18 protein-coding genes and 3 pseudogenes are annotated in these 20027 nt (G+C 71.4%); 13 read left to right on the forward strand and 8 right to left on the reverse strand.

The window, feature by feature from the left end; genetic code table 11:
• Nucleotides 1–28 precede the first annotated feature (28 nt).
• The 5 genes from K9S39_RS38080 to K9S39_RS38100 all read left to right on the forward strand — a co-directional run bounded on the left by K9S39_RS38080 (nt 29) and on the right by K9S39_RS38100 (nt 4640).
• Entirely contained in the window at nt 29–1012 is a 984-nt protein-coding gene (locus tag K9S39_RS38080) for a zinc-dependent alcohol dehydrogenase (RefSeq protein ID WP_248867856.1), read from the forward strand.
• A gap of 184 nt (nt 1013–1196) precedes the next feature.
• Nucleotides 1197–1595, forward strand: coding sequence for a 6-pyruvoyl trahydropterin synthase family protein (locus tag K9S39_RS38085; protein WP_248867857.1), 399 nt, complete (start codon nt 1197–1199; stop codon nt 1593–1595).
• Entirely contained in the window at nt 1592–2707 is a 1116-nt protein-coding gene (locus K9S39_RS38090; protein ID WP_248867858.1) for a glycosyltransferase family 4 protein, read from the forward strand. Before K9S39_RS38085 ends, K9S39_RS38090 begins: the two co-directional genes overlap by 4 nt.
• A 14-nt stretch (nt 2708–2721) precedes the next feature.
• The gene (locus K9S39_RS38095; RefSeq protein WP_406708086.1) at nt 2722–3630 is read left to right on the forward strand and encodes a class I SAM-dependent methyltransferase; all 909 of its coding nucleotides are present in this window, start codon (nt 2722–2724) and stop codon (nt 3628–3630) included.
• Complete coding sequence (locus K9S39_RS38100) at nt 3630–4640, forward strand: lysylphosphatidylglycerol synthase transmembrane domain-containing protein (protein WP_248867859.1); 1011 nt, start codon at nt 3630–3632, stop codon at nt 4638–4640. The genes K9S39_RS38095 and K9S39_RS38100 overlap by 1 nt, the downstream gene beginning before the upstream one ends.
• A 102-nt stretch (nt 4641–4742) precedes the next feature.
• Here the strand turns inward: K9S39_RS38100 and K9S39_RS38105 are convergent.
• The 3 genes and pseudogenes from K9S39_RS38105 to K9S39_RS38115 all read right to left on the reverse strand — a co-directional run.
• Nucleotides 4743–5411 (reverse strand): annotated as a pseudogene (locus K9S39_RS38105) (RibD family protein); the annotation flags it as partial.
• A gap of 81 nt (nt 5412–5492) precedes the next feature.
• Nucleotides 5493–5681, reverse strand: a pseudogene (locus K9S39_RS38110) (ATP-binding protein); the annotation flags it as partial.
• 135 nt (nt 5682–5816) lie between these two features.
• The gene (locus K9S39_RS38115) at nt 5817–6560 is read right to left on the reverse strand and encodes a creatininase family protein (RefSeq protein ID WP_248867860.1); all 744 of its coding nucleotides are present in this window, start codon (nt 6558–6560) and stop codon (nt 5817–5819) included.
• 135 nt (nt 6561–6695) lie between these two features.
• On the opposite strand from K9S39_RS38115, the gene ribA reads away from it, so the two are divergent.
• Complete coding sequence (ribA, locus tag K9S39_RS38120; RefSeq protein ID WP_248867861.1) at nt 6696–7439, forward strand: GTP cyclohydrolase II; 744 nt, start codon at nt 6696–6698, stop codon at nt 7437–7439.
• A gap of 114 nt (nt 7440–7553) precedes the next feature.
• Here the strand turns inward: ribA and K9S39_RS38125 are convergent, their stop codons facing one another.
• Nucleotides 7554–8318: a CbtA family protein gene (locus K9S39_RS38125; protein WP_248867862.1), complete on the reverse strand. Its 765-nt coding sequence runs from the start codon at nt 8316–8318 to the stop codon at nt 7554–7556.
• Between the two features lie 15 nt (nt 8319–8333).
• Nucleotides 8334–8549 (reverse strand): CbtB domain-containing protein, encoded by a 216-nt coding sequence (locus tag K9S39_RS38130; protein ID WP_248867863.1) that lies wholly within the window; start codon nt 8547–8549, stop codon nt 8334–8336.
• 310 nt (nt 8550–8859) lie between these two features.
• Between K9S39_RS38130 and K9S39_RS38135 the strand changes: the two genes are divergently transcribed.
• Both K9S39_RS38135 and K9S39_RS38140 read left to right on the forward strand, forming a co-directional pair.
• The gene (locus K9S39_RS38135; protein ID WP_248867864.1) at nt 8860–9444 is read left to right on the forward strand and encodes a histidine phosphatase family protein; all 585 of its coding nucleotides are present in this window, start codon (nt 8860–8862) and stop codon (nt 9442–9444) included.
• A 205-nt stretch (nt 9445–9649) separates the two neighbouring features.
• Nucleotides 9650–10093, forward strand: a complete 444-nt coding sequence (locus tag K9S39_RS38140; RefSeq protein ID WP_248867865.1) for an SPW repeat protein — start codon at nt 9650–9652, stop codon at nt 10091–10093.
• A gap of 139 nt (nt 10094–10232) precedes the next feature.
• On the opposite strand, the gene K9S39_RS38145 is transcribed toward K9S39_RS38140, so the two are convergent.
• Nucleotides 10233–10550: a hypothetical protein gene (locus K9S39_RS38145; protein WP_248867866.1), complete on the reverse strand. Its 318-nt coding sequence runs from the start codon at nt 10548–10550 to the stop codon at nt 10233–10235.
• A 216-nt stretch (nt 10551–10766) separates the two neighbouring features.
• On the opposite strand from K9S39_RS38145, the gene K9S39_RS38150 reads away from it, so the two are divergent.
• Nucleotides 10767–11852, forward strand: a complete 1086-nt coding sequence (locus K9S39_RS38150) for a methyltransferase (RefSeq protein ID WP_406708088.1) — start codon at nt 10767–10769, stop codon at nt 11850–11852.
• Between the two features lie 271 nt (nt 11853–12123).
• Here K9S39_RS38150 and K9S39_RS38155 read toward each other — a convergent pair whose 3' ends face one another.
• Nucleotides 12124–14538 carry an ATP-binding cassette domain-containing protein gene (locus tag K9S39_RS38155; protein ID WP_248867867.1) on the reverse strand — a complete coding sequence of 805 codons (2415 nt, stop codon included), beginning with the start codon at nt 14536–14538 and terminating at the stop codon, nt 12124–12126.
• Between the two features lie 122 nt (nt 14539–14660).
• Nucleotides 14661–14783, reverse strand: a pseudogene (locus K9S39_RS38160) (VOC family protein); the annotation flags it as partial.
• Between the two features lie 272 nt (nt 14784–15055).
• Here K9S39_RS38160 and K9S39_RS38165 point away from each other — a divergent pair.
• From K9S39_RS38165 to K9S39_RS38180, 4 genes are all read left to right on the forward strand, one after another.
• Entirely contained in the window at nt 15056–16879 is a 1824-nt protein-coding gene (locus K9S39_RS38165; RefSeq protein ID WP_248867868.1) for an alkyl/aryl-sulfatase, read from the forward strand.
• Nucleotides 16880–16964: 85 nt separating this feature from the next.
• Complete coding sequence (locus K9S39_RS38170; RefSeq protein WP_248867869.1) at nt 16965–17795, forward strand: 2,3-dihydro-2,3-dihydroxybenzoate dehydrogenase; 831 nt, start codon at nt 16965–16967, stop codon at nt 17793–17795.
• Nucleotides 17796–17861: 66 nt separating this feature from the next.
• On the forward strand, nt 17862–18545 hold the full coding sequence (locus K9S39_RS38175; RefSeq protein ID WP_248867870.1) for an isochorismatase family protein: 684 nt from the start codon (nt 17862–17864) through the stop codon (nt 18543–18545).
• Nucleotides 18542–19888, forward strand: a complete 1347-nt coding sequence (locus tag K9S39_RS38180) for a condensation domain-containing protein (protein WP_319949612.1) — start codon at nt 18542–18544, stop codon at nt 19886–19888. Before K9S39_RS38175 ends, K9S39_RS38180 begins: the two co-directional genes overlap by 4 nt.
• Nucleotides 19889–20027: the final 139 nt, after the last annotated feature.

A 20027-nucleotide genomic window follows, 5' to 3' on the forward strand; every position in this document is an offset into this window, starting at 1 on the left:
CCTCGCCGCAGCGTCCAGGAGGGGCCGCATGTCGCGTACCGCTTGTGCTTTTTGGCTAAGTGCTCCTGGACGGGGCGAGATCCGGCCGGTGACGGTGCCGAAGCCCGGAGCCGACGAGGTGTTGGTGCGTACGGTGTACTCGGGGGTGAGCCGTGGGACGGAGACTTTGGTCTTCCGTGGTGGCGTTCCTGTGAGCCAGCACACGGTGATGCGGGCGCCGTTCCAGGAGGGCGAGTTCCCGGCGCCGGTCAAGTACGGCTATCTCAATGTCGGGGTCGTCGAGGAGGGACCGCCCTCGCTGCGCGGCCGTACGGTCTTCTGTCTCTATCCGCACCAGACGTCCTACGTCGTCCCGGCGAGCGCTGTGATCCCCGTACCGGACGTCGTCCCCGCGTCCCGGGCCGTACTGGCGGGCACGGTGGAGACCGCGGTGAACGCCCTGTGGGACGCCGCACCGCTGGTCGGCGACCGGATCGCGGTGGTGGGCGCGGGGATGGTGGGCTGCGCCGTCGCCGCGCTCCTCGCCCGCTACCCGGCCGTACGGGCGCAGCTGGTCGACGCGGACCCCGCGCGGGAGGCTGTCGCCGCGGCGCTCGGCGTCGAATTCGCGTTGCCCGAGGACGCGTCGGGCGGATGTGACCTGGTGGTGCACGCCAGTGCTTCCGAGGAGGGGCTGGCGCGCTCGCTCGAACTGCTCGCGCCGGAAGGCACGGTGATCGAACTGAGCTGGTACGGCGACCGGCGGATCAGCCTGCCGCTGGGGGAGGACTTCCACTCCCGCCGACTGGTCGTCCGCAGCAGCCAGGTGGGTGCCGTCTCACCGGCCCGGCGCGGCCGCCGCACCTTCGCCGACCGGCTCGGGCTCGCCCTCGACCTGCTCGCCGACCCCGCCTTCGACGCGCTGATCACCGGCGAATCCGCCTTCGAGGAGCTGCCGCTGGTGCTGCCCCGGCTCGCCGCCGGCGAGCAGCCGGGCCTCTGCCATCGCATCCGGTACGAGCCGGAGGGATAAGACCGGGTAGCCGTAGCCGCAGCCCGCAGCCCGCAGCCCGCAGCCCGCAGCCCACAGCCCACAGCCCACAGCCCACAGCCCACAGCCCACAGCCCACAGCCCACAGCCCACAGCCCACAGCCCACAGCCCCTTGCCCATGAGGGGCGAGTCGAACACCACCCGACACCGACCCCTGGAGGACCGTTGTTCAGCATCACCGTCCGCGATCACCTGATGGTCGCGCACAGCTTCCGTGGCGCGGTCTTCGGGCCGGCGCAGCGCCTCCACGGCGCGACCTACGTCGTGGACGCCACCTTCCGCCGCACCGAACTCGACGCCGACAACATCGTCGTCGACATCGGACTGGCCACCCAGGAACTCAGCGGCGTCGTCGGCGAGCTCAACTACCGCAATCTCGATGACGAGCCCGCCTTCGCCGGTATCAACACCTCAACAGAGGCCCTCGCCAAGGTGATCGCCGACCGTCTCGCCGACCGCGTGCACGCCGGCAACCTCGGTGAGAGCGCGCGCGAGCTGGCCGGCATATCGGTCACGTTGCATGAATCGCATATCGCCTGGGCGACCTACGAGCGCGCGCTGTGACGCGGTCCGGCGCCGCCGCGCCGGGGGAGCGGGTGGTGCACTTCGTCGTCCCGGGTGACGTCGATGACCCCGCCGCGCCCAGCGGCGGGAACACATACGACCTCCGGGCATGCCGCGACCTCCCGGCGGCCGGCTGGCAGGTGCACCGGCACGCCGCGCACGGAAGCTGGCCGCAGCCCGATCAGGCCGCGCGCACTGAACTGGCACTTTTCCTGGGACAGTTGCCGAATGGCGCCGTCGTCCTCATCGACGGTCTGGTGGCCTGCGCCGTCCCGGAGGTTGTCGGCCACGCCGCCGAGCGGCTACGGATGGCCGTGCTGGTGCATCTGCCGCTGGGTGACGAGACCGGACTCGCCCCCGGTGCGGCCGCGGACCTGGATGCCCGGGAGCGGCGCACCCTGCAGGCCGTACGGGCCGTGGTGGCCACCAGCGAGTGGGCCGCCCGCCGGATCGTCGCGCATCACGGGCTGTCCGCCGCCCGCGTTCAGGTCGCCAGGCCGGGGGTCGATGCCGCGCCGCTCGCCCCCGGCACCGATGGCGCTACCGGGCTGCTGTGCGTCGCCGCGGTCACCCCGCGCAAAGGGCAGCTCCGTCTGGTGGAGGCTCTCGCGGCCGTCGCCGATCTGCCCTGGAGCTGCGTCTGTGTCGGCGGGCTGCGTCGTGATCCCGGATATGTCACCCAAATACGAGGGAAAATCAACCAATTGGGGATCGGGGGTGGGGAGCGGGTTCGGCTTGCCGGGGTGCGTATGGGTCTGGAGCTGGAGGCGAGCTATGCCGCAGCTGACCTGTTGGTGCTCACCTCGTTCGCGGAGACCTACGGGATGGTGGTCACCGAGGCGCTGGCGCGCGGGATTCCGGTGCTGGCGACGGCCGTTGACGGTGTCCCGGAGGCCGTCGGGCGCGCCCCCGACGGCACCGTGCCGGGGCTCCTCGTACCCTCTGACGACCCGGCGGCGCTGGTCGGCGCGCTACGCAGCTGGCTCGGGGATCCGGAACTGCGCCACGGACTGAGGAAAGCGGCGCGTGAGCGGCGTGCGATGCTGGAGGGGTGGGAGATGACATCGCGGAGTCTGGCCCGGGTGCTGGAACGGCTTCGGCGCGAGCTCTGAAGCGTGAGCTGCGCGTGGCCGACGGGAAGAGCGGGGTGCGCGCGGCCGGCGAGCAGCGCGGAGTGAGCGCGGGCGACGATTCCCGATTCGCTCCGGAATGGTTGGAGTTGCGGGAGCGGGCCGATGCCGCCGCCCGTGCACCGGGGCTGCTGCGCCCGTTGCGTACGTGGCTGTCCGGGCGGGCCGTTGCGCAGGACCGGGGGCTGGTGATCCGGGATCTCGGCTGTGGCACCGGCTCGATGGGGCGCTGGCTGGCCGTCCGGCTGCCCGGTCCGCAGCACTGGATCCTGCATGACCACGACGCCGCGCTGCTCGCCCGAGCCGAGTGCCGGCTGCCCGCTTCGGCCAGGGACGGCAGCCCCGTCACGGCCACGGCCGAGCACGGCGACCTCGCCCGGCTCACCGCCGACGCCCTCGTCGGCACCTCGCTGGTCACCGCCTCCGCCCTGCTGGATCTGCTGACGGCCGATGAGGTGAGAGCATTGGCCGCGGCCTGCGCCGGCGCCGGATGCCCGGCCCTGTTGGCGCTCTCCGTCGCCGGACGCGTCGAACTCACCCCGTCCGACCCGCTCGACGCCGAGATCGGCGCCGCCTTCAACGACCATCAGCGCCGCACCGACCGCGGTCGGCGCCTGCTCGGCCCGGACGCGGTCGCGGCGGCCACCGACGCGTTCGAGCGGCACGGGGCGATGGTTCACGTACAGCCCAGCCCGTGGCGGCTCGGCGGTCCGGAAGACGCGCTGACCGCCGAGTGGCTGCGGGGCTGGGTGGGCGCCGCCTGTGCCCAGCGGCCGGACCTGGCGCCCCGCGCCGCCCCGTATCTGCGAGAGCGGCTGTCGGCATGCGCGGTGGGGGAGCTGAGTGTCATGGTGCAGCACACCGACCTGCTGGCGCTGCCGCAGCCGCTGCCGGGGAGCGGGTGATGAAGCGGTCCGTTTGGGCGTGGCTCAGGATGCTCGCCGGAGTGGGCATCCTGGTGGTGCTGCTGTGGCAGCTGGGAACCAGCGCTTTCCTGGACGGGCTGCGCAGGATCGACACCGGGACGCTGCTGGCCGCGCTCGCCCTCGGCCTGCTGACCACCGTGTGCAGCGCCTGGCGGTGGTGCCTGGTGGCCCGCGGCCTCGGCCTGCGGCTGCCACTCGGCCGGGCCGTCGCGGACTACTACCGCGCCCTGTTCCTCAACGCGGCGCTGCCCGGCGGCGTCCTGGGGGATGTACACCGGGCCGTGCACCACGGACGGAATACGGGCGCCCTCGGCCGAGGCGTCAGCGCGGTGGTCCTGGAGCGGGCCGCGGGCCAGATCGCGCTGTTCGTCGTGGGTGCGGTCGTGCTGATCGCCCGGCCGTCGGCGGCCCTTGCGCCGATCGGCCTCGTCACCGCACCCGGTGTGACGGTGCTGCTCGCGGCAGTCGGATGCGGAGTGTTGCTCGTGACCGTCGGGTGGCTGTACTGGTCGAGCCGGAGAGCTTCGCGTACCGTCCGTGCCGTCCGCACCGCCCTGGCCGAAGCGCGCCGTGGCCTGCTCGCCCGCGGTGTCTGGCCGGGCGTCGCGGTCGCGTCCGTGGTGGTGCTCGCCGGCTACCTCGGGACGTTCCTGCTCGCCGCCCGGGTCGCCGGATCGACCGCGCCGGCCGCCGAGTTGGTGCCGCTGATGGTGCTCGCGCTGCTCGCGATGGCGCTGCCGCTGAACATCGGCGGCTGGGGCCCACGCGAAGGCGTCGCCGCCTGGGCCTTCGGCGCCGCCGGGCTAGGCGCCGCCCAGGGACTCACCACGGCCGTGGTCTACGGCGTGCTCGCCCTCGTCGCGAGCCTGCCGGGCGCCGGGGTCCTGGTCGTCCGGTGGGTCGTCGTCGGACTGCGCGCCGGGCGCCCGCAGATCGAGCTCGAAGAGCGTGTCCTCGCCGAGCCTGGCGCGCCGCAGCGGCGGCCGTAGCGCGTCCCGCATCACCGGCGTACCGGGAAACCGCAGGCCGGGCACGCCATCGCCGAGCAGCACCGGCGCGACGGTGACATACAGCCGGTGCAGTGCCCGCTCGGCCAGGAACCGCGACACGGTGACACCGCCGCCTTCGACCAGCACCCGGCCCAGGCCCCGTCGCGCGAGCGTGTCGAGCAGGCGCCCCGGCGCGAACGCCGCGGCATCCGGAAGCACCAGCACCTCGACGTGCGGGCCTACGCCACCATCCGCGCCTTCCGTTGCTCGCTGACCGTCCGGCCCCACCACCCACAGCGTCGGCGCCGCCCCATCGGTGAACACCCCGCGCTGCTGCGGCACTCGGCCCCGGGGATCGAGCACGACGCGTACGGGATTGCGCCCCGCGCAAGCGCGCACCGTCAGCCGTGGATCATCCGCCACGGCCGTACCCGCCCCGACCGCCACCGCATCGGCCAGCGCGCGCAGCCGGTGCAGATGCCGCCGGTCCTCCTCGCCGGTGACGTAATCGGCGTCGCCCGTACACGTCGCGATGAAGCCGTCCAGACTCTGCCCGAGCTGCGCGAAGGCGACGCGCGGGCCCGCCAGGCACAGCGGCAGATACCGCTCGGCCAGCCGCACCGCTTCGGGCGAGGCATCCCGCCCCCACCGCAGTCCGCCGTGTCCGTCCGGCACCAGCCCGGCGGCCTCGGCGTCCCCGGCGGTGCGGATGCGGCGCAGTTCGTCCCAGGCGGCTGCCGCGCTCAGTTCCTCGGCCGACGATCCGGTCACGTGGTGCCACCTCCCCGACTCCGGTCCACGGACCCTCGACTATGCATTGTCCAGTACGGACTTGGGCGGTGCCCCGTGGGATCACTGCCTGAGTGGATCACTCCCAAATGTCTGCTCGGCCCAGATCGCTTTTCCCGTGCCGGTGTAGCGGGTGCCCCAGCGCCGGGTCAGTCGGGCGACGGGGAGCAGTCCCCGTCCGCCTTCGTCGAAGACGCGGACCCGGCGCATGTGGGGTGAGGTGCTGCCGGCGTCGGAGACCTCGCAGATGAGCGGGACACGGCCGTTACGTTCCGTGATGTGGATGTACGTAGTGCAGGCCCGAGAAGGTCCCCGCGCTGCGGGGGAGGACCAGCGGTGGGGCGAGCAAAGCGGTCCCTCGGCCGGGCGTGCGCGGCGCGTATCCGGTCACGGGCTCAGCAGTGACGCGTACTCACCGAACGCCTCGACCAGACCGGCCAGCAATTCCTTTCCCTTCCGGGCGGAGGCCAGGGACGGGCGGCCGATCACCCCCGACTCGGTGTAGGCGGCCGTACCGAGCGTCAGCAGATGTTTCCGCTCATCGGCCACGTGATCGGCCGCTGCATATCCGGGCCGGACCAGTTCGGGATGGGCGTGCAGCAGGATGGACGTCTCCAATTCCCCCGCGTGCATATCACTGTGCGACGTCGTCCGGATACCGGCCCGTTCACGTGCCGCGTCCCAGTCCGCGGAACCGGGGAACAGGGCCATACGCGTCCCGGTCCCGGCGGATTCCTGAACCACGTTGCGCAGTACGTAGTTTCCGCCGTGGCCGTTGACGAGAATCAGCGTGCCGATACCGGACCGGCGGAGGGAATCGGCGATATCGGTCACCACGGCGTGCAGGGTCCGTGCCGAAATGCTGACGGTCCCCGGCCAGGCGGCATGCTCGTGTGAGCAGGAGATCGTCAGGGGCGGCAGCAGCTGGACGGGACGGGCCGCGGCGATTTCCGCGGCGATGGTGCAGGCGATAACCGTATCGGTGGTCAAGGGGAGGAATGCGCCGTGCTGTTCGAGGCTGCCGATGGGGAGGACGGCCATGTCCGCCCGGCGTGCGCGGATGTCCTCCGTGGTGTCCGCCGGCAGCAGGCCGCGGGCCGGAGCCGGAGTCCGATGTCCCGAAGCGTTCATGGTGCGAAGCATAGGCGGGGCGCCGGGCGCCGGGTGCCAACTCGCCAACCTGTCACACTCGCGGTTCTGTTGCACACCTTGTCGTGATGTGAGCGAATGCAGCGGTTCGTTTCCCCTGCTGGGTACGATCACGGCATGACCGACCCGGATGCGGACGCCGATGTCGATACCGTTCCTGATGCCACTGCCGGCCTGGGCGTGGAGGTCGCCCTGGGCGATGCCGCGCGTCAGGCGGGTGTGGAACGGGTGGTGCGGGTTCGACTGCCCACCGCCTACGGCGAATTCTTCGCCGTGGGCTATCTGGACCGCCGTCGTGGCATGGAGCAAGTGGCCTTGGTCCATGGCGATGTGGCGGGGGAAACGGCACTGACCCGGGTCCATTCGGAATGCCTGACCGGAGATGCCTTCGCGTCCACGCACTGCGAATGCGGCGATCAGTTGTCCGCGGCATTGACGGCGATAGTGGCGGAAGGGTGCGGCGTCCTGGTCTATCTCCAGGGGCATGAGGGCCGCGGCATCGGACTCCTGGCCAAGCTGCGGGCGATGCGGCTGCAGGAGAACGGGCTGGATACGGTCGAGGCGAATATCGCGCTCGGTCTGCCGGTCGACGCCCGCGAATACGGCGTCGCGGCCGAGATTCTGCGGGATCTCGGCGTACGGTCCGTGCGGCTGCTGTCGAACAATCCGCGTAAACGTGAGGCGTTGCTCGGACAGGGCATCACCGTCGCCGAACAGGTCCCGCTCCTGATGCCGCCCCGCGCGGAGAACATCCGCTATCTGATGGCGAAGCGGGAGCGGCTCGACCATGACCTGCCTCATCTCGACGGCGTCCGCGGACTGCTCCGAGAGACGAAGCCGCAGTGCGGCACCACGCCGTGACGCAGGCAAGCAGTGATGCAGGGAATGCGGTGACGCAGGGAATGCGGTGACGCGGCGAGAAGGCCCCGCGATCGGCGTCGCGGGGCCTCTCTTGCCAGTGCGGCGGGTGCCGCGTCAGGTTGCCGCGGGCGCGGCCTCGGCCTCGGCGGTGGTGCCGGCTTCCCCGGCCCGGTTCGCCAGGACGCGCTCCGCGAGGTGACCGAAGACCAGCCCGAAGGCGGTCCACAGCACCAGGTGGACGGCGAGTGTCGACAGCCGGAACTGCCAGAGCAGCGTGCCCGGGAACCCTTGCGGCACATTGTCGTAGGCCGGCAGGAAGGCGTAGGCGATCCCGATGGCGACGACGAACGCTGCGCCGCCCGTTACCGTGGCGTACCAATTGCCCAGTTTGGGTGCCAGACGCCGGCCGAGGATCGTCGCGCCGACAGTCAGCAGGATGCCGAGCAGCATCATCAGGAAGTACAGGGCGGTCCGTTGGCCGATGGTGTCGGGGTCGCCGACGGCCGGCGGGTTGGCCGGGTACTTCAGGAACGGTACGAGATAGACCAGCAGCGCCGCGCCGGAGAGCAGCACGGCCGTGGCCCGGACGCTGACGCGGCCGATTCGCCCCAGCAGGAAGCAGAAGACCAGGGCGGCGATTCCGCCCATCGCCACGCCGTAGACCAGTACGCCGGTCGCCAGCCCCGCTGTGGACTGCATGCCGCGGCTGACGACCTCCACCTCGTCGCCGTGGCCATGGCTATGGGCCTCTTCGAACGCGATGGCGGCGTCCACCCGCGGTTCGCCCAGGAAGTAGGCGACGACGAGGGCGAGGACACCGGCCGCCAGACCGGCGAGCATGCCGCGCACCAGAAGATTTCTGATGGTGACGGAGTTCATGGATGCGGCGTCCGATCAGTGGCAGGGGAAGCCGAGCAGGTGGCGTCCGTCGTGAACCCACTCGTGCACGCCCGTTCCGGCGAACACCGAGGTGGCGCCCTGCTCCGCGCCGATGAAGTACAGCAGGACCAGCGCGAGGACGCCGACGAACAGTGCCCAGGGGGCGAGCGCCTTGAGCGGGAGCGTGGCCGGGGTGACGCCGGTGGCCGGCGGAGCGATGGTCTGAGCCATGGCAGGACCTCCTGTGAAGGGGAACTCGCGTCCCTGTAGATGGAGTGCGTAACGACATGCCGGGTCTGGCTCGTCCGGTCCCGGCCCTGATGGGCTGCGTCAAAACCGGACATACAGTGGCGCGACCGCGCCGGGATCCCACCGGCTTCCGTCATGTCGTCGTCAATATCATCGGGAAGGTATCGCGAACCGGCCAGGGGGCCAAGGCCGCACAGGGGGCGGAGGGGCGCAGGACAGGGCGCGTTGTGCGGTCAACTCCCCTCCGGGGGTGGCTGGTTGTCGATGTCGGGGTGGAGTAAGGGGAGAGGGCATGACAACTCGGGTGATGTTGATCTCACCGGCCGCGGGTTTGGCGCAGCGCGAGGTGCGTTTCGATGACGACGGGCCGCTGAGTGAGGCCGGTCTGCGCCGGGCGCGTGCTGCCGCCGGAACGCTGCCGACCATGGGCCGGATCATGGTCTCGCCGTCCGCGCGGTGCCGGCGGACGGCCGAGGGGCTCGGGCTCCCGGCGGGGGTCGTGTCCGCTCCGGCCGGCTGTGCGAGGGGCCGCTGGCGCGGCAGGACCCTGGCCGAGGTCGCCGACGCCGAACCGGAGGCGGTGTCCGCCTGGCTGTCGGACCCCGGCTTCGCGGGTCACGGCGGCGAATCGCTGCGGCAGCTCTGCGACCGGGTCGGGGCCTGGCTGACGAAGCTGGCCGCCGAGCCGGGGCGGGTGCTCGCCGTGGCGGAGCCGGACGTCGTACGTGCCGCCGCGGTGTGTGCCCTGCAGCTCCCCGTGGAGGCGTTCTGGCGGCTGGACGTGGCCCCGCTGACCGCCACCGAGCTGAGCGGCCGGAGCGGGCGCTGGAACCTGGGGCTGGGCCGGCCACTGGACGGGTCGCCGGACCGCGGATAGGGGCTCGACCCGGCCCCACGCCGCGCCTGTCCCGGCTCCTGGCGCAGGTGGAAGCCCCCTCCGTCCAAGGAAACCTCCCGGTCCCCGCGGGGAAAATTACTCCTCCCACCATCTACACATAAATGCGACATAAGCGCAGAATAAAGGTGCGCGGCCCAATGCCACGCGAATACGGCCAGGCTTGCGGACGAAGGAGGCGAGACGCATGGCCGACGTCTCACACCCCAAGGGATCTCTCGCGGGTCACCCCGACGTTTCGGAGATGGCGGCTCGATACGACCGTGTCCTCGGCGGGCGTGACGTAGTACTCGTGGACGGCCCGGTGTTCCTGGTCGGCCTGTACTGCGCCGCATCACCGTGGATCGTCCACTACACGGCCTCGCAGCCTGCACTCCTGACGCACAACCTCATCCTCGGCATCGCGATCGCCCTGCTGGCGATCGGCTTCACCGCCACGCCGGACCGTATGTACGGCCTGAGCGGCGCGATGTGCGCGATGGGGGCGTGGCTGATCGTGTCGCCCTGGATCGTCGGCAGCGGTCCGGACGCGGGCGTCATCTGGAACAACGTCGTCGTCGGCGCCCTGACATTCCTGCTGGGAGCGATGTGTGTCGCCGTGGCAGCGAGGGCCCGCCGCACCACGACCTGAGGCGCCTTCTCGGGCGCGCAGGGAAAGGAGTGCTCTCTCGGGGGATGGAAAAGCCGCCGGCCCGCTCACCGTCCGTAGACGGTGGGCGGGCCGAGCAGTGTGTTCGGGGCGCCCCATGTCACCGAATGTGCGCGAAGCCCTACTCTTCGCTCCGGTCGGCGGCCCCCCGGGCGGTGCCCGTGCCGCGGGCGAAGTGCTGCCCGGACAGGCCGGCCAGCATCAACGCGCCCGCGATGACCAGGCCATGGGCGAGGGCGATGCCGGTGGCCAGTCCGCCGATCGCGGCGGCGAGCGCCAGCCAGGCGGCGCCGGGGCGGTCCACGAGCGGCCGGCGGGCGCGGCCGGTGACCGTCGGGCAGGCGCCGGCGCCGCGCAGCCTCATGCCACCCTCGCATCTCGCGTCGCGGCGGAATCTCTCGGTGAGATCGCGGAGTTGGCCTTCGTCGTCGGGGAACACGGGGGCGTCCCTCCTCTCTCCCGGCAGGCGGAACGGGCGTGCCGTACGGGCGGGTTGAGTGGGGACGTTGCCTCGGACCGCCGGGCGAACTTAGGCTTACCTAACCAAGGCGGGTCGGGGTTCGGGATGCGGGCCGGACGCACAACGTCACAGGCGTTGTGTGCCCTGCGGAGCCCTGCCTGTAACGCCGTTGAGTCGAGGGGAGAGGGGTACGTCATGCCGAGCAGGAGGCTGTCGGACGAGGGACTGCCGGACGAGGGTGTGCACGGGGACGGGGACGGGTCGGCCAACGGCCCCAGGGATGACCTGGTCCGGATGGTGATGGGGGCCATGGCGGCACAGACGGTGGGTGCCGCCGCCCGCCTGGGGATCGTCGATCTGATCGGGGGCGGGGAGCGTACGGCGGACGAACTGGCGGCGGAGTGCGCGGCTCAGCCGCAGGCCATGGGCCGGCTGCTCCGGGCGCTGACCGGGCTGGGGCTGCTCGTCGAGGGCGCCTCGGGCGGCTTCGCCGTCACCCCGGTCGGTGATCTGCTGCGCGGCGACGCGCCGCGGTCGCTGCGGTCGTTCGCCCGCTCGTTCACCGATCCGGCCATGCTCCGCGCCTGGGAGCGCCTGGACGACAGTGTGCGGACCGGCGAGACCTCCTTCGACGCGGTCTTCGGGAAGGACTTCTTTGGCTATCTCGCCGAACACCCGGAACTCTCCGCCGAGTTCAACGCCGCCATGAGCGAGGCCACGCGGGAGACGGCCGAACTGGTGCCGGCCGCGTTCGACTTCGGCTCGTACGCGACCGTGGCCGATATCGGCGGTGGCGACGGCACGTTGCTCGCCGCGATCCTGACGGCGCATCCGGAACTGTACGGCATCGTCTTCGACACCGCCGAGGGCCTCGCACAGGCCGGTACGAAGCTGGCGCGCGCGGGGCTGGACGGCCGTTCTTCCCTGGTGACCGGGGACTTCTTCGCCGCCGCTCCCGAGGGTGCGGACCTGTATCTGCTCAAGAGCGTGATCCATGACTGGAACGACGAGCAGTGCGTGGGCATCCTCCGGCACTGCCGGCGGGCCATTCCGGACGGCGGCCGGCTGCTGATCGTCGAGCCGGTGCTGCCGCCCGCCGTGAACCCCTCCGTCGCCGGTGTCTGTCTGAGTGACCTCAACATGCTGGTCAATGTCGGCGGCCGGGAGCGAACCCGGGACGACTTCGAGCGGCTGTGCCATGACGCGGGCTTCGAGGTCCGGACCGTCACACCGCTGCCGAAGCCCAATCGCTTCTCCGTCATCGAGGCCGCGCCGGTCTGATGCCGGGCGGTGGGGCACCGCGGCGGCGGTGCGCCGCGACCAGCCCGTGGCAGCCGGGCTGTCCCAGACCACCGGCTGCCTCAGGACATCGAAGCGGCCGTCCTCGACATCGCCTTCGCCCTCGACGATCCGGACGTTGGTGACGGTGACGCTGCCACCGGCGACCTTGGCGGCGTCTGCCGGCAGGCTCGCGTAGTCGTCGTGGATCGAGTCGATGTCGTCGGCGTGGACCCTGACCAGGGAGCGACAGCGGGCTTCCGCTCCTCTCGCCTCAATCGCTGGTGCCGACGTAGGCCGCGAGATGCTCGCCGGTGAGGGTGGAGCGGGCGGCGACCAGGTCGGCGGGTGTGCCCTCGAAGACGATCCGGCCGCCGTCGTGGCCGGCGCCGGGGCCGAGGTCGATGATCCAGTCGGCGTGCGCCATGACCGCCTGGTGGTGCTCGATGACGATCACCGACTTGCCGGCGTCGACGAGCCGGTCGAGCAGGCCGAGCAGCTGCTCGACGTCGGCGAGGTGCAGGCCGGTCGTCGGCTCGTCGAGGACGTAGACGCCGCCCTTCTCGGCCATGTGGGTGGCCAGCTTGAGCCGCTGCCGCTCGCCGCCGGACAGCGTGGTGAGCGGCTGGCCGAGGGTGAGATAGCCGAGCCCGACGTCGGCGAGTCGCCGCAGGATCTTGTGGGCCGCCGGCGTGCGCGCCTCGCCGGCGCCGAAGAACTCCTCGGCCTCGGCCACCGGCATCGCGAGCACCTCGCTGATGTCGCGGCCGCCGAGGTGGTGGTCCAGCACCGATGCCTCGAACCGCTTCCCTTCGCACTCCTCGCAGGTGGTGGCCATGCCGGCCATCATCGCCAGGTCGGTGTAGACGACGCCGGCGCCGTTGCAGTGGGGGCAGGCCCCTTCGGAGTTGGCGCTGAAGAGCGCGGGCTTGACGCCGTTGGCCTTGGCGAAGGCCTTGCGGATCGGGTCGAGCAGCCCGGTGTACGTCGCCGGGTTGCTCCGGCGGGAGCCGCGGATCGGGGTCTGGTCGACCGACACCACACCCTCGCGGGCCGCCCCCGACGCTTGACACAGCGACCCGTGGATGAGCGAGCTCTTGCCGGAGCCGGCGACGCCGGTGACGACGGTGAGCACCCCGAGCGGTATGTCGACGTCGACGTCGCGCAGGTTGTGCGTCGCCGCGCCGCGGATCGCCAGCTTGCCGGCGGGCTCGCGTACGGCCTCCTTGAGGGCGGCCCGGTCGTCGAGATGGCGCCCTGTGACGGTGTCGCCGGCCCGCAGCCCCTCGACGGTGCCCTCGAAGCAGACGGTGCCGCCCGCCGTACCGGCGCCGGGGCCGAGGTCGACGACGTGGTCGGCGATCGCGATCGTCTCCGGCTTGTGCTCCACGACGAGCACCGTGTTGCCCTTGTTCCGCAGCCGCAGCAGCAGGTCGTTCATCCGCCGGATGTCATGGGGGTGCAGGCCGATGGTCGGCTCGTCGAAGACGTAGGTGACGTCGGTGAGCGAGGAGCCGAGGTGGCGGATCATCTTGACGCGCTGCGCCTCGCCGCCCGAGAGCGTGCCCGACGCCCGGTCGAGGGAGAGATAGCCGAGGCCGATCTCCACGAACGAGTCGAGGGTGTGCTGCAGCGCGGTGAGCAGTGGCGCCACCGACGGCTCCTTGAGGCCGCGGAGCCATGCGGCCAGGTCCCTGATCTCCATCGCGCAGGCGTCGGCGATGGAGAGCTTCTCGATCTTCGACGACCGGGCGGACGCACTCAGCCGGGTGCCGTCGCACTCGGGACAGCGGGCGAAGGTGACCGCCCGGTCAACGAACGCCCGGATGTGCGGCTGCATCGACTCCCGGTCCTTGGCGAGGAACGACTTCTGGATCTTCGGGATCAGCCCCTCGTAGGTGAGGTTCACGCCGTTGATCTTCACCTTGGTCGGCTCGCGGTGGAGGAAGTCGTGCCGCTCCTTCTTGGTGTACTCGCGGATCGGTTTGTCCGGGTCGAAGAAGCCCGACTCGGTGATGACCCGCACCACCCAGCCGCCCCCGGTGTAGGTGGGGATGGTGAACGGGTCCTGGGAGAGCGATTTCGAGTCGTCGTAGAGCTGGGTGAGGTCGATGTCGGAGACCGAGCCCCGGCCTTCGCAGTGCGTACACATACCGCCGGTACGGCTGAAGGTCACCTTCTCGGTCCTGGTCTTCTCGGCGCCGCGGTCGACGGTGAACCCACCGCTCGCGGTGACCGAGGCGACGTTGAAGGAGTACGCGCCGGGCGGGCCGATGTGCGGCTGCCCGAGCCGGCTGAAGAGGATGCGCAGCATCGCGTTGGTGTCGGTGGCGGTGCCGACCGTGGAGCGGAGGTCGGAGCCCATCCGCTGCTGGTCGACGGTGATCGCGGTGGTCAGCCCGTCGAGTACATCGACCTCGGGCCGCGCCAGCGTCGGCATGAAGCCCTGCAGGAAGGCGCTGTAGGTCTCGTTGATCAGCCGCTGCGACTCCGCGGCGATCGTGTCGAACACCAGGGAGCTCTTGCCCGAGCCGGAGACGCCGGTGAACACCGTCAGCCGGCGCTTCGGTATCTCGACGCTGACGTCCTTGAGGTTGTGCACGCGCGCGCCGTGCACGCGGATCACATCGTGGCTGTCGGCATCGTGCAGCGCAGGCGACTGCGTGTCCGTCCTCGGGGCCATGCTCATCGTGTCTCCCTCTGCTACGCGGGCCGCCTTCGCGGTCTCCGTCGGCGTCGCCTGGCGCGATCCCACCAGCTTCGGGCAATACGGCTGGTGGCGCGGTGCGTCCGGCCCGGCCGGCGGCAGGTTCACCTGCCGCGGCGCTGGGCGAAGCGCAGCATATTGCCACTCGGGTCGCGGAAGGCACGGTCGCGGACGCCGTACGGCTGGTCCATCGGCTCCTGCAGCACCTCGCCGCCCGCGGCGCGGATGCTCGGCGTCATCGGACCGGCATCGCACGGCCGCCATGCGGTGCGGCGCCGTCCGCGCACGCCAACGGTCCCCCTGTGGGGACGCTGTCGGACATGCGACCCGGCCCGAATCGGCCAACAGCCTCACGGATGTGCGGGGGTGGGCCGCTCCCGACGGCGGCGGCGCGGGTGCGACTCCGTCCCCGCACACATGCAATAACCGGATGAATCTGGGTAAATCTCTCCTGTGGGTCATCCGACGGTGGCCCGACTCCCCGGAGAGGTAGCGCCCTGTGACTGCTCTTCCCGTCGACGACCACCAGGACTTCGCGGATGCCGACCGCGGCTTCATCGCCCTGCTCGACCCGCCGCAGGTCGTCGCGGGCGACGGCCGGGTCGTCTGGGACGCCGAGGCGTACGGCTTCCTCGCCGGAAACTGCCCGGACACGGCGCACGAGAGCCTGTGGCGCCAGGGCCGGCTGGTGAGCAGACAGGGCCTGTACGAGGTGATCGAGGGCATCTACCAGGTGCGGGGCCTCGATCTGTCCAATATGACGCTGGTCGAGGGGGAGCACGGCGTCCTCGTCATCGACCCGCTCGGCTCCGCCGAGACCGCGGCCGCGGCGCTGGAGCTCTACCGCAAGCACCGCGGCGACCGGCCGGTCACCGCCCTGATCTATACGCACTCGCACCTCGACCACTTCGGCGGCGGACGCGGGGTGCTGCCGGACGGCCACGACGCGGTACCGGTCCTCGCCCCGGCCGGCTTCCTGGAGCACGCGGTCAGCGAGATCGTCTACGCGGGCACGGCGATCGCCCGGCGCGCCGTCTACATGTACGGCACGGAGCTCCCCAAGGGGCCGGCCGGTCAGATCGGCTGCGGTCTCGGCGCCGCCCACTCCACCGGGACCCGCACCCTCATCCCGCCGACCGTGCACATCACCAGCACCGGGCAGGAGGAGATCGTCGACGGGGTGCGCATCGTCTTCCAGCTCTGCGCGGGGGCCGAGGCGCCGGCGGGGATGAACTCCTACTTCCCGGCGCATCAGGCACTGTGCACGGCCGAGAACGCCGTGCACACCATGCACAACATCCTGGCGCTGCGCGGCGCGGCCGTCCGCGACCCCAGGATCTGGTCCCACCACCTCAACGAGGCCCTCGACCTGTTCGGCGACGAGGCGGAGCTGGCGTTCGCCTCGCATCACTGGCCGACCTGGGGCAAGGACCGGGTCAGGGCCCTGCTGACGAACCAGCGCGACCTGTACGCGTATCTGCACGACCAGACGCTGCGGCTGCTGAACGAGGGGCTGACCGGCGCCGAGGCCGCCGAGGAGCTGCGGCTGCCCCCGGGCCTGGAGCGGGTGTGGTCCAGCCATGGCTACTACGGTTCGCTGAGTCATAACGTCAAGGCGATCCACCAGCGCTACATGGGCTGGTTCGACGGCAATCCCGCGCATCTGTGGGAGCACCCGCCGGTGGAGCAGGCCAAGCGCTACGTCGAGACCCTGGGCGGTGTCGATGCCACGGTGGAGAAGGGCGGACGGTACGCGGCCGCCGGCGACCTGAGGTTCGCGGCCACGCTCCTCAATCACGCCGTCTTCGCCGACCCCGGGCACTTCGGTGCGCGGGAGGAACTGGCCGCCGTCTACGAGCGGCTGGGCCACGGCTGCGAGAACGGCACCTGGCGTAACGTCTATCTGACCGGTGCGATGGAACTGCGCGGCACCGGCGCCCCGGTGCCGGGGGAAACCGCCGGCCCCGAGATCGCCGCGGCGCTGACCGTCGACCAACTCGTCGACGCGCTCGCCGTCCGTATCGACGGCCCCAGGGCCTGGGCGTCCGCGCTCTCCATGGACTGGTACCTCGCCGACGAGGACCGCACCTGGCATCTGACGCTGTCCAACGGGGCGCTCACCCACCGCAGTACGCCCGGAGCGCCGAACGCGTCCGGTGAGCAGCCGGATCTGACCCTGACGCTCACCAAGCCCCAGCTGCTGGACATCCTCGCCGGCCGGGGAACGGCCGGTGTCACCCAGGAAGGCGAGGCCGGCGCGCTGAACGAGCTGCTGGGTCTGCTCACCACGCCGGACCCCGGCTTTCCCATCGTCACGCCCTGACCGGATCGGCATGCCCGGCTGGTTTCACCATGGCCAAGTCCATTAGGTTAGGCTTACCTAAGTCAATTTGAGGAAGGGGTATGGCGTGCGGGAATTCGAGCCCTTCGAGCCCTTCGAGCCCTCCGAGCCCTCCGGGTCCTCCGAGCTCTCCGGGCGGACGGCGCTGGTCACCGGTGCGGGCCGGGGCATCGGCGAGGCCGTGGCCCGGCTGCTGGCCGAGCGGGGCGCACAGGTGGTCGCCGTGGACCGGGACGCCGACGGGATCGCCGCACTGGAGGCGAGCCCGCCGGCCGGCGCCGGGCGGATCACCGTCCGCACCGTCGACATCACCGACCGCGTGGCCGTCGACGCGCTGGTGGACGAGGCCGAACGCACCGTCGGCCCGCTGGACATCCTGGTCAACGTGGCCGGTGTGCTGCGGCCCGGCCCCGTCGTCGAACTCACCGACCAGGACTGGGCGGACACCTTCGCAGTCAACACCACCGGCGTCTTCCAGCTCTGCCGCGCGGCGGCCCGCGGCATGAGCGCCCGCCGGACCGGCAGCATCGTCACCGTGGGGTCCAACGCGGCGGGGGTGCCCCGTGCCGGCCTGGCCGCGTACGCCGCCTCCAAGGCCGCCGCCACCCTCTTCACCAAATGCCTGGGACTCGAACTCGCCCGCAGCGGAGTGCGGTGCAACGTCGTGTCGCCCGGCTCCACGGACACCCCCATACAGCGGCAGCTGTGGACCGGGCCGGACTCCCGCGACCGCGTCGTCGACGGAGACCTCGCGTCCTACCGCGTCGGCATCCCCCTCGGCCGGCTCGCCGAACCCGTCGACATCGCCGAGGCCGTCGGCTTCCTCGTCTCGGACCGCGCCCGCCATATCACCATGCACGACCTGTACGTCGACGGCGGCGCGGCGCTGCACGCCTGACCTCCGGGCCACGGCCGCCCCGCCCCTCCCGTATCCGCGCATCCCGTATCCGCGAAAGGCGCCCCCATGCCGCTCCCCGCCATCGCCCCCTATCCCATGCCCACCCCTGCCGCACTGCCCGAGAACCGGGTCGACTGGACCGTGGACCCCGGCCGGGCCGTGCTGCTCGTGCACGACCTGCAGAACTACTTCCTGCGCGCCTTCCCCCAGGATGCCGTGCCGCTCACCGAACTCCTCGGCAACGTGGGCCGGTTGACGAAGCTCTGCCGCGCGGTCGGCCTGCCCGTCGTCTACACCGCGCAACCCGGCGGCCAGACCCCGGAGCAGCGCGGCCTCCAGCAGGATTTCTGGGGCGATGGTGTGCCCGACGACCGGGACGCCGAGGGGATCGCGGCGTCCGTCGCCCCGCAGCACGGTGACACCCTGCTGACGAAGTGGAAGTACAGCGCGTTCGCCCGCACCGACCTCGCCGAGCAGATGTATGCCCTCGGACGTGACCAGCTCATCGTCGTCGGTGTCTACGCGCACATCGGCGTGCAGATGACCGCCTGTGACGCATGGATGCGGGACATCCGGCCGTTCGTCGTCGCCGACGCGGTCGCCGACTTCTCCGAAGCCGACCACCTGCAGGCACTGCACTGGGCCGCACGCACCTGCGCCCTGGTCACCACCACCGATGCCCTTGCTCAGGGCATCGACGAGGCCCTCGGTCTGCCCGGCAACGAGAACGCCGCGGGGGTCGCGCCATGAACGCTGTCCGGACGGTGGCCCCGGCCGGGCCCCGACCAGGTGCGCGCGGGGTGCCGCTCACCGCCGCCCAGACCGGCATATGGCACGCGCAGGCCGACGATCCCGGCAGCCCAGCGCACAACACCGCCGAGTGCGTCGAGATCCACGGCCCGCTGGACCCGGTGCTCTTCGCCGAGGCCCTGCACCGGACCATCGGGGAGGCCGACGCCCTGCGCGTACGCGTCGAGGAAACCCCCGACGGGCCACGGCAGTTCGCCCTCGCCATCGAACCGCCGGGGCACGGCTTCCCGCTGCATGCGACGGACCTTCGCGACCAGGGCGATCCGGACGCGGTCGCCGGCGCCTGGATGGGGGACGATCTCACCCGCCCCTTCGACCTCGCCGGCGGACCGCTCTTCCGGCACGCTTTGTTCCAGGTCGGGGAGCGCCGCTGGCTCTGGTACCAGCGCGTGCACCGCATCGTCCTGGACGGCTTCGGCTACGCCCTGGTCGCCCGCCGGGCCGCCGAGGTCTACACCGCCCTCGCCGCGGGACGGGAGGCCGGACCCAGCCCCTTCGGGCGGCTCGCTGACCTGCGCGCCGAGGAGACCGCGTACCGCGACTCCGATGCGTACGACATCGACCGCGGCCACTGGAGCGACGCCTTCGCCGACCGCCCCGAGGCGGCCACCCTCACCGGACGCACCGCCCGCCCGTCGCGCACCTTCCTGCGCCGCACCGCCCGCGTCGGCGCCGGTGCCGCCACCGGGATCGAGGCGCTGGCGGCGGCCATCCACGCCACCTGGCCCGAAGTGGTCATCGCCACCCAGGCGTTGTACGTCGCCCATGCGACGCACCGCGGTGACATCGTCCTCGGTCTGCCGATGATGGCCCGGGCGGGCTCCGCCGCGCTGCGCGTCCCCGCCACGGCCGTGAATCTGCTGCCGCTGCGCGTCACCGTCACCCCGCAGACGACCTTCGCGGAGCTCACCCTGCAGGTCACACTCGGTATCCGGGCCGCCCGCCGCCATCAGCGCTACCGCTACGAGGACATCCGCCGCGACCTCGGACTGGCCGACGCGCGGCGGGCGCTGGTCGGCCCCCAGGTCAACGTCATGCCCTTCGACTACGGACCGGAGTTCGCCGGTGCCCGCAGCGAGGCCCGCAGCCTCGCCGCCGGGCCGGTCGACGACCTGACCGTGCACGTCTACGGCCGGGGCGACGGAGCGGGGCTGCGGATCGACTACGACGGCAACCCCGCGCTGTACGAGGAGCGTGAGCTGGCCGCCCACCAGGCCCGGTTCCTGGACCTGCTCGGACGGATCGCGGACTCCGACCCGCATGCGCAACCGTCACGGCCGTAGATCCCGGGACACCGGAACCCGCCATAGGAATTTAGCTTAGGCTAATCTAAGTAATCTACCTCCATTCGTCGGTAAACCCGACAACACGTCCTGCCGTGCCGGAATGTGACGTCACATCAGCCATCCATTTCCACATCAG

The organism is Streptomyces halobius (assembly GCF_023277745.1).
Taxonomy (GTDB): Bacteria; Actinomycetota; Actinomycetes; order Streptomycetales; family Streptomycetaceae; genus Streptomyces; species Streptomyces halobius.

Excerpts from the sequence above, each read along its gene's own strand:
- K9S39_RS38080 (WP_248867856.1), top strand. The coding sequence starts at position 29 with ATGTCGCGTACCGCTTGTGCTTTTTGGCTAAGTGCTCCTGGACGGGGC.
- K9S39_RS38100 (WP_248867859.1), top strand. The coding sequence starts at position 3,630 with ATGAAGCGGTCCGTTTGGGCGTGGCTCAGGATGCTCGCCGGAGTGGGC.
- K9S39_RS38115 (WP_248867860.1), bottom strand. The coding sequence starts at position 6,560 with ATGAACGCTTCGGGACATCGGACTCCGGCTCCGGCCCGCGGCCTGCTG.
- ribA (WP_248867861.1), top strand. The coding sequence starts at position 6,696 with ATGACCGACCCGGATGCGGACGCCGATGTCGATACCGTTCCTGATGCC.
- K9S39_RS38125 (WP_248867862.1), bottom strand. The coding sequence starts at position 8,318 with ATGAACTCCGTCACCATCAGAAATCTTCTGGTGCGCGGCATGCTCGCC.
- K9S39_RS38130 (WP_248867863.1), bottom strand. The coding sequence starts at position 8,549 with ATGGCTCAGACCATCGCTCCGCCGGCCACCGGCGTCACCCCGGCCACG.
- K9S39_RS38135 (WP_248867864.1), top strand. The coding sequence starts at position 8,860 with ATGACAACTCGGGTGATGTTGATCTCACCGGCCGCGGGTTTGGCGCAG.
- K9S39_RS38140 (WP_248867865.1), top strand. The coding sequence starts at position 9,650 with ATGGCCGACGTCTCACACCCCAAGGGATCTCTCGCGGGTCACCCCGAC.
- K9S39_RS38150 (WP_406708088.1), top strand. The coding sequence starts at position 10,767 with ATGCCGAGCAGGAGGCTGTCGGACGAGGGACTGCCGGACGAGGGTGTG.
- K9S39_RS38155 (WP_248867867.1), bottom strand. The coding sequence starts at position 14,538 with ATGAGCATGGCCCCGAGGACGGACACGCAGTCGCCTGCGCTGCACGAT.
- K9S39_RS38175 (WP_248867870.1), top strand. The coding sequence starts at position 17,862 with ATGCCGCTCCCCGCCATCGCCCCCTATCCCATGCCCACCCCTGCCGCA.
- K9S39_RS38180 (WP_319949612.1), top strand. The coding sequence starts at position 18,542 with ATGAACGCTGTCCGGACGGTGGCCCCGGCCGGGCCCCGACCAGGTGCG.